This window comes from Salegentibacter sp. UBA1130 (genome assembly GCF_002311535.1).
Lineage (GTDB): Bacteria > Bacteroidota > Bacteroidia > Flavobacteriales > Flavobacteriaceae > Salegentibacter > Salegentibacter agarivorans.
The window spans coordinates 341,992-353,874 of the sequence record NZ_DCAP01000020.1; the positions used below are offsets into that span (position 1 = coordinate 341,992).

Annotated in this window: 6 protein-coding genes; 3 read left to right on the forward strand and 3 right to left on the reverse strand. The window is 38.2% G+C overall.

Features of this window, described 5'->3' with window-relative positions; genetic code table 11:
• Nucleotides 1-120: 120 nt before the first annotated feature.
• The 3 genes from B4F31_RS07090 to B4F31_RS07100 are packed head-to-tail and all read left to right on the forward strand — an operon-like array spanning nt 121 to nt 8,807.
• Nucleotides 121-6,207, forward strand: coding sequence for a gliding motility-associated C-terminal domain-containing protein (locus B4F31_RS07090; protein ID WP_286760969.1), 6,087 nt, complete (start codon nt 121-123; stop codon nt 6,205-6,207).
• Between the two features lie 26 nt (nt 6,208-6,233).
• Nucleotides 6,234-7,175, forward strand: a complete 942-nt coding sequence (locus B4F31_RS07095; protein WP_286760970.1) for a PorP/SprF family type IX secretion system membrane protein — start codon at nt 6,234-6,236, stop codon at nt 7,173-7,175.
• Between the two features lie 12 nt (nt 7,176-7,187).
• Entirely contained in the window at nt 7,188-8,807 is a 1,620-nt protein-coding gene (locus B4F31_RS07100) for an OmpA family protein (protein WP_286760971.1), read from the forward strand.
• A 117-nt stretch (nt 8,808-8,924) separates the two neighbouring features.
• Here the strand turns inward: B4F31_RS07100 and B4F31_RS07105 are convergent, their stop codons facing one another.
• The 3 genes from B4F31_RS07105 to B4F31_RS07115 all read right to left on the reverse strand — a co-directional run bounded on the left by B4F31_RS07105 (nt 8,925) and on the right by B4F31_RS07115 (nt 11,779).
• Nucleotides 8,925-9,446 (reverse strand): DUF4136 domain-containing protein, encoded by a 522-nt coding sequence (locus B4F31_RS07105; protein ID WP_093306047.1) that lies wholly within the window; start codon nt 9,444-9,446, stop codon nt 8,925-8,927.
• 140 nt (nt 9,447-9,586) lie between these two features.
• On the reverse strand, nt 9,587-10,594 hold the full coding sequence (gene obgE, locus B4F31_RS07110; protein ID WP_075324972.1) for a GTPase ObgE: 1,008 nt from the start codon (nt 10,592-10,594) through the stop codon (nt 9,587-9,589).
• Nucleotides 10,595-10,666: 72 nt separating this feature from the next.
• On the reverse strand, nt 10,667-11,779 hold the full coding sequence (locus tag B4F31_RS07115) for an adenylate kinase (protein ID WP_075324973.1): 1,113 nt from the start codon (nt 11,777-11,779) through the stop codon (nt 10,667-10,669).
• Between the last annotated feature and the right edge of the window lie 104 nt (nt 11,780-11,883).

Here is an 11,883-nt window from a genome sequence, read left to right on the forward strand (position 1 = left end):
ATGGTAAAATTTGTTAAAGTACTGCTTAGTTTACCTCACAATGTTAAAAATTATTTTAATATTTGTGCTGCTAAAATTATTTAAACCTAATACTAATAATTGAATTTTAACACCTAGCCTATGCAAAATTTTACTTTTGGGAGGAAGGGAACAAATTGGTTCCTTTTCGCCTTTGTATTGTTAATTGGAACCTTGCCTTCATTTGGGCAAGAAGACTGCCCCGAAGCAGGGGATTTCCCTGCTACTCAAGATTTCTGTTATCTTGAAACAATTGATGATTTAGATACCGACGGTAACCCGGTATTTCAAACGAATCAAGTTGGTGACAACCAGCCTATTCCTGGGGATGAGCTTCTAGAAGGAACTACTTATTATATTGGGGGTGAAGATTGTGCTCCCGAGAATAGATTGCCTTTAGAAGTAAATGTAACTAGTGCGCCACGACCAGTAAACCAAATTACCGAAAGCCGTACCCAGGGATTCGAATTTACTACCTGTGCTTCAGAAGATTTTGATTCTGAAGATTTAGCATCATTATTTGAAGCAGATACGGATTACGTCATCGAAGTATACGAGTCCGAATTCGGGGAAACTCCATATAACGGAGTGTTAAATCCAGGAGGGAGTTATTTCGTAGGACAAGTTTCTACAGGTAATGATTGCCCATCTCTAAGAACTGCAGTAGGTTTCAATCCTAATGAAATTGAAGGTCCAGATGCCGAAGCTACACAAACCTTTTGTGAAGAAGCTACTGTTGCAGACCTTGTTGCTGAAGGAACTTATGATGACACTCAAGCCATTAGATGGTACCGGTCACAAACCGCAAACTCACCGATTTCAGCAGGCACACAACTAATTAATGGTGTAACCTATTTCGCCGCTCAGGTTGTAAATGAAAGAGGAAGTGTAACGCCTCCTTGTGAGACTCCTTCAGGAGAAAGAACTCCTGTTGAAGTTACTTTGGAAGAGCCAGAAATCATCAATACAGTTAATGCAGAAGTTTGTGTTGATGATATAATGGAAAATCCAGATGCTGATGATTTTGAAGGATTTTTCTTAAATCTAATTGGAAATCCAGGAGCCGGAACTTTCGATCCTATTCCAGCGGACTTGGTTGCTCAATACGAAACTAATCCTATCGACACTTTCACTACTACATACACAATAGATGGTGAATGTGAAGCGATAACAGCTTCAGTAACTGTTTTGGACACTGAAACAGCCAACGCGGGAACATTTGATCCTATAACCTTAGATTGTGAAGCTGAGACATTCTATGATCTTACACAATTAAGCAATAACGATCCCAATTACACCGAAGGCGGAACCTTCTCGGGTGAAGGGGTTGAAAACAACCAGTTTGACACTTCTGGTGAAGCTGGATCATATACCATCACTTATACCGTTGATGACTCCATTGACTGTGTAGAAGGACAAGATTCTACTGAATTTACTATTACTTTAACGGGAGAACCGCAGGAATTTGAACCAATTCTTGTTAACCTATGTGAAGATGAAGTTGATCCTAATCCTAGTACTTTTGAAGTCAACGCATATTTAAGAAATCTCATAAGCTCCAGAACTACCCTAGATGAGGAAGCGGGTACTTTTAACCCCTCACCGGCAGAGATAAGACAACAGTTTGAAGATCAAAATGGTCTTGGTAATTTAACTACTACATACACCGTAGCAACAGATTGCGGGGAAGCCACTGTAGATATAGATATTGAAATTTCAGAATTATTACCAGCCAATGCTGGAGATTTTGATAATATAACTATAGCGTGTGATGCTCCGGAAAGTGTGGATTTAAGTAATTTAGAGAATTTAGATGAAGAGGCTAATTTAGATGGAACATTCACTGGTGAAGGGGTTGAAAACAACCAATTTAATCCATCAGAGGTTGGACCGGGAACTTACCCGATTACTTATAACGTGGATGATTCGGGATTCTGTGTTGTAGCAGGAACTTCTGATTCCGTGACTTTCGACATAATAGTTGAAGAAGCTTCCTCTAGTGAAGTAAGCAGAACTCTATGTGTTTCAGAAGCAGAAGAATTGTTAGCCAACCCTGTTCAGGCTATTGCTTTATTCAATGAACTACTCGAAGAGCAAGGGGATGACATTCCTTCAGATGGGGAATTCACACCTGGTTTACAGAGTGTAATTGGAGATATCTCAGCATATTTAAACAATCCAACGGATGAAGAAACTTTTAATACAGTTTATACTTATGGTGATGAAGATTGCCAGTCTTCTATAGAGATTGCATTGACAATTCAAGAGGACCAGGAAGCAAACGCTGGATCCTTTAATGATGTTACTATTTTCTGTGACAGTGAGCAAACAATTGATCTTACCACTCTAGAAAATTTAGATCCAGATGCTTCTACAGGCGGCACTTTCTCTGGAGTAGGTGTTGAGAACAATCAATTTGATGCTTCAGGACTTGAGGCTGACACTTATGCTATTACTTACTCGGTAGACGAGTCAGCTGACTGCGTTATAGCAGGAACTTCCAGTTCTACTACCTTCGACATAACCGTTGAAAGTGAAGTTGAGAATATTGCACCTATTAATGTATCCTTATGCGAGGATGAAGTGCAAGATGATCCAAGTACATTTGAAGTTAATGCTTATTTAAGAAATCTGGTAAGAGCCAGAACTAATTTAAATGAGGATGATGGAACATTTAATCCTACTCCGGCCGAGATTCGTCAACAGTTTATTGCCACAGACGGGATTGGTATTTTTGAAACCACCTATACAGTAGCAACTGAGGAATGTGGAGATACTACTGTAGATATAAATATTGAAGTACAAGAATTACAAGCGGCTGAAGCAGGTGATTTTGATGATATCACCATAGCCTGTGAGGCAGAAGATATGATTGACTTAACTGAGCTGACAAACCTAGATGAAAATGCTAATTCAGGTGGTACGTTTACCGGTGAGGGTGTTGAAAACAACCAATTCAATACGTCAGAGATTGGACCGGGAACTTATACTATTACGTACTTCGTAGATGATTCTGCTGATTGTGTCATAGAAGGGACTTCTGATTCTGTAACTTTTGATATTACAATTGAAAGCGGAGTTCAAAATATTGAACCTATTAATATTACTTTATGTGAAAACGAAGTAGAAGATGATCCTTCTGCTCCCGGAATAAGAGAATTCTTATTAGCCCAGGTAGCTCAAAATTCAGATTTAGATTTGGATGGAGATTTTAATCCTACTCCAGCCGAGATCCGTCAACAGTATATTGATGCAGATGGGATTGGTGTTTTTGAAACCACTTATACTCTAGAAACTGAAGAATGTGGAGTTACTTCCTTAGATATTAATATTGAAGTACAAGAACTGCAAGCTGCTGAAGCGGGTGAAATTGATAATATCACTCTAAACTGTTTTAATACAGGAATAATTATTTTAGATGATTCCATTTTAGACGAAAATGCTAACACAGGTGGAACTTTCACAGCAGAGGAAGGAGTCCTTAATGAAGATGGTAATTTTGATCCATCTATCGGCGCGGGAACATACACTATAACTTATAATGTTAATGATTCTGCAGATTGTGTGATAGAAGGAACTTCTGATTCTACAAGCTTCGATATTATTGTATCTGAAGATTTAGAAGCGTTAAATCCAGTTTCTGTCATCTTATGTGAAGATGAAGTTCAGGATAACCCCACCGAGGTGCAAATTAGATCATTCTTTACAAATCTAGTTGCTAACAACACAAGTCTTGATTCAGGTGGAAATTTTGATCCAAGCCCAGCAGAAATTTTGACACAGTTTGAAAACCAAAACGGCCTTGGAATATTCGAAACCGAATATACCGTAGACACTGGCGATTGTGGAATTGTTTCAGTCATGCTAACGGCAGAGGTTACTCCTCTACAGCAAGCTGATGCGGGAGAGTTTAGTGACATTGAAATTTGTACTACAGATGATGAAATCCAATTATCAGCAGGTCAAACAGGCGGCATTGAAGGAGGTTTCTTTACAATAGACGGAGAAGTTATTGAAGGAGGAATATTTAATCCTACAATAATGGAAGAAGGTGATTATGATGTTACTTATACAATTAATGAAGATACTGCTTGTGTAGAGGGTGAAGCTTCTACCTCCTTTACGATTAGTATTTTTGAAGGTCCGAATGCAGGAAGCGACTTAGCACTATCGTATTGCGAAAGCGAAATCGAAGAGCTTATCGCGAATCCTGGGGAAGCTCAAAACTTCTTAATCACTTTACTTGAAAATCAAGAGGAAGATGTTGATTTGAGGGGAGAATTTGATGCAAATGTAGAAGAGCTTTTCGCTTACTACAATAACGGAGATTTCTCTCAACCCTTTGTTGCAACATATACCGTTGCTAATGAAAACTGTGAAGACAGTGCTCAAATTTCAATTACTATCAACGAGATTGAAGAAGCAAATGCAGGAGAATTCGATGATTACACATTCTGTACAACAGATGAAAATATAGATCTCAACAATGAAATTACCGGCACTATGGGAGGTATGTTTACTATTGAAGGTGAAATAATAGAAAATGGAATTTTTGCACCTTCTACATTTGAAGCCGGAAATTACACAGTAACTTATACAGTGGATGAAAATTTAGACTGTGTTGAAGGAGAAGACTCAACAACCTTTGAAATTGAATTAATCCAGGGTGTTAGTCTAGGCCAGGACAGAACGATTGAACTTTGTATAAACGAAATTGATCCAGAACCATCTGTTCTTGACGTTAGAAATTATTTCCGCAATTTACTTGGAAGTAATTACTCGGAGGATGGCACTTTTGAACCTTCTATTGCAGAAATAAGAACTTCATTCCTTGAAAACCCTATCGACACGTTCACAACTACTTTTAGTGTTGGTGAAGGAGAGTGTTCGGATTCAGTTGAACTTTCAGTAGTAGTATATGCTCTTGAAGAAGCCAATGCTGGAGAAATTGAAGACTTAACCATTTGTTCTACTGAAGAAGATATAGATTTATATTCCCTTATCTCAGACGAAGCGAATGAAAATGGGTATTTCGAAGGTTACGAAAATGGAATTTTTAGTCCAACTATGAACGAGGCTGGTAGTTATGAAATCACCTATGTGGTTGACTCAACAACTGCATGTGTAGAAGGAGAAGATAGCACAACTTTCACCATTGAAGTACAACAAGGTGCTAATGCGGGTGAAGATATGAATGTAACAGTTTGCAGTAATGACGGTCAACAAGATCTTTTCTCATTGATTTCTGCAGATGCAGATACTGATGGCGAATTCACTTTAGAAGGTGAAGTTATAGCAGACGGAATTATGGATCCTTCAGCTTTTGAAGTTGGAACATATGAAGTTATCTATACAGTTACTGCCGGGGAAGATGCTGATTGTGGTGGAGACGATATGTCTACAATCACTATTACTCTTGGTGAAGCTCCTGACGCTCCAACAACTGGTGAAGCGATTGCATTCTGTGCAATAGATGGTGAAACTGCGGCAAGACTTGAGGCAGATGGAACTAACCTAACCTGGTATTCTGATGTAGACCTAACTATGATGGTTAGCGAAGAAGACCTGTTGGTAGATGGAGATTACTATGTAACTCAATCATCAGATGAAGGATGCGAATCTGAGGCAGCAGTACTTACTGTTAATATTGTAGATTCTCCTGCTCCAACTATTAGTTCCAATTACGAACTATGTGAGTTTGACAATCCAACAATTGCAGACCTTTCAGCCGAGATCAATGAAAGCGGAGAAGTAACCTGGTATGATTCAGCAGATAGTATGACTGCATTAAGCAACAATGCTACCTTAACTGATGGTATCACTTACTACGCAACACTTATTTCAGATAATGGATGCGAAAGTTCAGAAAGATTAGCTGTTACAGTTACTCTGGAAGATTGTGCTTTACTATTCCCTGAAGCGATTACGCCAAATGGAGATGGTAGAAACGACAGGTTCGTGATTGAAAATATTGAAAGAGAATATCCAAACTTCAATATTACAATCTTTAACAGATGGGGTAATGCAGTTTACAAAGGCAATGCCTCTACTCCTACCTGGGATGGAACTTCTAACCAATCTGGTAGTCTTGGAGACGATGTATTACCAGTAGGTGTATATTTCTATGTGGTAGACTTTAACGACGGAAGCACAGAGCCTCGTCAGGGTAAAGTATACTTGAACAGATAATATAAAAGGATAAACATTAGAAAGAAATGAAAAAAACAATCACAAAATATTTAATATTCGCAGTCGTTATCCTTTTCTCAGTAAAGGGTATGGCTCAGCAAGACCCGCTGTTCACTCAGTATATGTATAATATGAGTGTAATAAACCCGGCCTACGCTACCGATGATCCTGGTATGCTAAACTTAGGGGGTATTTACAGATCTCAATGGCAAAATGTTGACGGTGCTCCAAGCACCGCCAACTTCTTTGCCCATACTCCTGTAAGTGAAAGGGTAGAACTTGGTTTAACCGTAGTTCATGATGAGATTGGTGGAATTGTAAAAGAAAACAATATAACTGCCGATTTCGCTTACGTAATCCCAACTGGTGGAGAAAGCAAAATCTCTTTTGGTCTTAAAGGTGGTCTTACCACTTTTGATGCCAACCTTTCAGGTTTAAGAGTAAACGACCCTACAGATCCTGCTTTGGAAAATGTAAATGAAGTATTCCCGGTATTTGGAGTTGGTGCTTTTTGGTTTGGAGATAACTACTATTTGGGTGCTTCGGCTCCTAACTTGTTTACTTCAAAATACATTGAGAACGAACAAGGACTTGCAGCTTTAGGAGAAGAAGCAATTCACTACTATTTAACCGGTGGATATGTTTTTCAACTAAACCCAGATCTTAAATTGAAGCCTGCTTTTATGGCAAGAGGTGTTCAAGGTGCGCCGTTGGCAGTAGATGTTACTGCAAACGTTTTGTTATACGACAGGTTAGAAGCCGGTGTTGGTTACAGGTTTAATGAAACTATCACAGGACTTGTAAACTTCAAGATCACTCCTTCACTACGTGTAGGGTATGCTTACGATCACTTTACTTCAGAATTCGCTAATTACAATTTAGGTGGAACTCACGAGGTAATGTTGTTGTTTGATCTTGACCTGTTTGGCCTTACCAAAGGATATGACAAATCACCTAGATTCTTCTAAAAAACGAATAATATGAAAAATTTATATAGTACCCTTTTTATTCTTTTTATAGGCCTTGCCGCTTTTGGGCAAAACGCCGAAATAAAGAAAGCAGATAAATTGTTTGCTCAAAGAGCCTACATTGATGCTGCAGAAGCTTATGAAAAAGTTGTAGATAAAAATCAGGAGGTGCTACAAAACCTTGGAGATGCTTATTTCTACACAAACCAAATGGAAAGTGCTGCGGAAGTTTACCGCACACTTTTCCTTAGACATGAAGATATCACTGAACCTGAGTACAAATTCCGATTTGCACATTCTTTACGTGCTATTGGAGAACAGGAAGAAGCCGATAAGAATATGAGTGATTATACCGGTGAGGATATAAGCTACGAGGAATTTTCGCGTGAATTAGACACCATTGCTCCTCACGTTTATACTACGAACCAAATCATGAACAATAGTGCTTCAGCTGACTTTGGTATCGCGTTTTATGGAGACCGAATTACTTTTGCTTCCACAAGAAATCAGGAGCGTCCGGTTTATCCCTGGAACAAAAAACCAACCTTAGATCTTTATTCTGCTGAAATGTCTGAAGACGGTGAACTAAGTGACATCGTTTTATTTTCTGATGAAATTAATACCGATGAGCACGAAAGTTCAGCTACTTTCAGTGAAGATGGTCAGGTAATGTACTTTGATCGTAACAGCGAGAAAAGAGTGAAGAATGAAGAGGGAATTAGAGTTGGTCACATTAAAATCTTCCGTGCAGAAATGGTAGATGGTAAATGGGACAATATTGAAGCTCTACCTTTTACAAGTGACGAATACTCTACTGAACATCCAAGCTTAAGCGCAGATGGCAGCAAACTTTATTTTGCCAGCGATATGCCAGGTACTGAAGGTTCTTTTGACATTTATGTTGTAGATGTAAATGAAGATGGTACTTACGGTGAACCAGAAAATCTTGGTATTGGGGTTAACACGCCTCACCGTGAGCAATTTCCTTACATTAGTGAAGAGGGAGTACTTTACTTCGCTTCAGATGGTCACCAGGGATTTGGTAACTTAGATGTTTTTAGAGCTGAAGGAGATTTCGCTGAAGTTCAAAATCTTGGTAACACGGTAAACAGTGGTCACGACGATTTCGCATTCATTATAAATGAAGAAAATCAAAAAGGATATCTTGCTTCTAACAGAAGAGGATCAGATAACCTTTATGTATTCACCAGGGAAGATTATGTTCCTCCTGTAGTTGATTACGATGATAGAGAAACAAACCTTGAAACAGGAAGACAGCAATTAAGAGATGTTGGAAATATTTATTTCGATTTTGATAAAGCAACTATCAAAGCTGAGTCTAAACCAACTTTAGATAAGGTGGTAAATATTATGAACAAATATCCTGAGCTTAAAATTGAAATTGGTTCTCACGCTGATGCAAGAGGATCTGATAAATACAATATGGGCTTATCTGAAAGACGTGCAGCCTCTACTTTAGAGTATCTTGTTGAAAACGGCATAGACCGCAGCAGATTAACTTCTAAAGGTTATGGAGAAAGCATGCCGCTTAACGATTGTACTGAACCAACAGGATGTACAAACGAGCAGTATGCTAAAAACCGTCGTAGTGAATTCACTATTATGAATTAAATACTGACGAAAGTTTATAGTTAACTAGTAACTAACCAACCAAATGTGAAAAGCCCCGGAAAATTCCGGGGCTTTTTTATTGATCAAAATTCAGGAAATTGATTTAATAAATAACAATTAATCATTTGGAGGATAACCTTCTAAAGCCTTATCCACGATCTTATCAAACATCGCCCTGCGTTGCTCTGGAGAAGCATTTGCATTGAATTTAGATTCTACAACCGCCTGCCAAATTAAAGAATCTTCGGTTACATCTATAAAGTCTATAGTAACTTCAAGAATTACAGAATTATTCTCAATAGGAATTCCCCCCGAAACTCCTACTCCCCCGCTTCTGCCACCTCCACCAATACCAACGCCAATACTGCTTCGGTTCCGGTCCATAAATTCCCGGGAATAAGCATTTACATATATGCCAGGTTCTTCAGAAGTTGAAAAACCCTCTTTCTCCATCTTGTTTCTTAAACTGTTAATTAACCTGGTCTCGTCCAATTGCGAAAGTCCAGACTGAAAATCGGGGAAAAGCTGATAGGTTTTGTAATTATTAAAACTTACCGTGTCATCATAATCATAAACCGCCTTTGGAGTATTACAGGATGAAACAAAGGCACAAACAAATAGTAACTTTATAAATTTCATAAGAATCAATTTTTGACTTTTTTACAAAAAAATGCAGCGTTGAAATTAATCCACGCTGCTTAAATTTAATCAAAAACCGTTCAGAAGATCTAAAGATTAACACAAATCCAAGATATCTCTACGTGTTTCAACTTTATGATTTAAGAAGTCTCCTTATTTAGCATTTCCCATAACCTGTCCTTTAGCTCGGTTAATCCCTGTTGAGCTACTGAAGAAATAAACAAATAAGGCGCACCTAAATTTTTATCTAATTCGTGCTTCATCTCCAGTTTTAATTCGGCATCCAGCATATCACTTTTTGAAATTGCAATAAGGCGATCTTTATCCAACATCTCTGGATTATACCTTCGCAATTCATCTAAGAGAATTTCATATTGTTCAGAAATATTGGGAGCATCTGCCGGAATTAAAAATAAGAGCGTAGAATTTCGCTCTATATGCCTTAGAAATCTATGGCCAATTCCTTTTCCTTCCGCGGCACCTTCAATAATCCCAGGAATATCAGCAACTATAAAAGTTTTAAAATCACGATATTCTACAATACCCAAATTAGGTTTTAAAGTAGTAAATTCGTAATCGGCAATCTTAGGTTTTGCTGCTGTAATTACAGAAAGTAAAGTAGATTTCCCTGCATTTGGAAATCCAACCAATCCAACATCGGCAAGAATTTTTAACTCTAGCGTAATATCTACCTCCGTACCATCAATTCCCGGTTGTGAATATCTTGGCGTTTGGTTCGTAGAACTTTTAAAATGCCAGTTTCCGCGGCCACCCATACCACCTTCGGCAACCAGATATTCTTTGCCGTCTTCGGTAATTTCGTGAATAATTTTTTGGGTTTCGGTGTCGCGAATTACAGTTCCTAAAGGCACTTCAATGTACTCATCGGCTCCTTCTGCCCCAGTACTGCGTTGTTTACTACCATTGCTACCATGTTCGGCACGAATATGCCTTTTAAACTTTAAATGATAAAGCGTCCAAAGGTTTTTGTTTCCCTTCACAATCACATGGCCACCACGGCCACCATCACCACCATCGGGTCCGCCTTTCGCTACGTATTTTTCGCGGTGCAGGTGTGAAGATCCGCTACCTCCTTTTCCGGAAGCTACGTGAATCTTTACATAATCAACAAAATTCCCTTCAGTCATAGTTTAAAAATTAAATCAAAAACCTCTAGAAAAGCCCAGAAGGTTTAAATCGTAACAAGCCTCTAAGAGGTATTAAGCTTGTAGCTTATCAATTACGGCGCTAAGACGTTGGGTGATTTCTTCAATAGAACCAACTCCGTCCACTCCGTAATATTTGTCTTGTTTTTTATAATATTCCTTTAAGATTGCTGTTTCGTCATAGTAAACCTTAATCCTATTTCTTATCACAGCTTCGTCGGCATCGTCTTTTCTTCCCGAAGTTTTTCCTCGTTCCAATAGTCTATTAACCAAAACCTCATCATCTACCTCTAAAGCAATCATTGCGGTTACTTCGGTATTTTTCAACTTCAGCAATTCAGCTAAAGCATCAGCCTGGGCTGCAGTTCTTGGAAAACCGTCAAAGATAAAACCATTAGCGCCTTCGTTCTTATCAACTTCAGCATTCAACATTTTTATTGTAACCTCATCTGGAACTAACTGCCCTTTATCCATAAAAGATTTAGCGTGCAAGCCTAATTCGGTTTCGCCTTTAATATTATGTCTAAAAACATCTCCCGTAGAAATGTGAATTAGTTTATATTTTTCCTTTAGAATGTCTGCCTGTGTTCCTTTGCCGGCGCCGGGAGGGCCAAACAAAACTAAATTTGTCATGTTGTTTTCTTTAAGTTTATAGATTTGAGTAAGATTTCTACCTAAACCGTCATAGTCCAGGCCATAACCTACAATAAATTTATTGGGAATTTCAATTCCCCTATATTTAATATTGAATTCCTTTTTATAAGCTTCAGGTTTGTAAAATAAAGTTGCCACCTCATAGTTCGCCACTTCCTCTTTTAAAAGAATTTTATTGATTTCTTCTAACGTATTACCGGTATCTACAATATCCTCCAGTAAAATTACATGCCGGTCTTTTAAAGATTGGTTTAATCCCAGAAGCGTTTTTACATTTCCGGTTGTTTTGGTGCCCTCGTAAGAACCAAGTTTTACAAAACTAACCTCGCAATCTGCATTAAATCTCTTTATAACTTCACTTGCAAACATAAAGGAACCGTTAAGTACTCCTAAAAATATGGGATTGGCATCCCTATAATCTTCATTAAGCTTATTGGCCACTTTATCTATAGCGGCATTGATTTCTTCTTCTAAAATATAAGGCTCAAACTCTAAATCGTGCAGTTTTATCAAATCTCAAAAATTTTAAAGGGCAAAGATAAGGATTCTTAACAACCCAAACTGCCAGATTTCCATAAGAATAATAGCACAGCTTACCCTAAAAAATTATTTTTGCT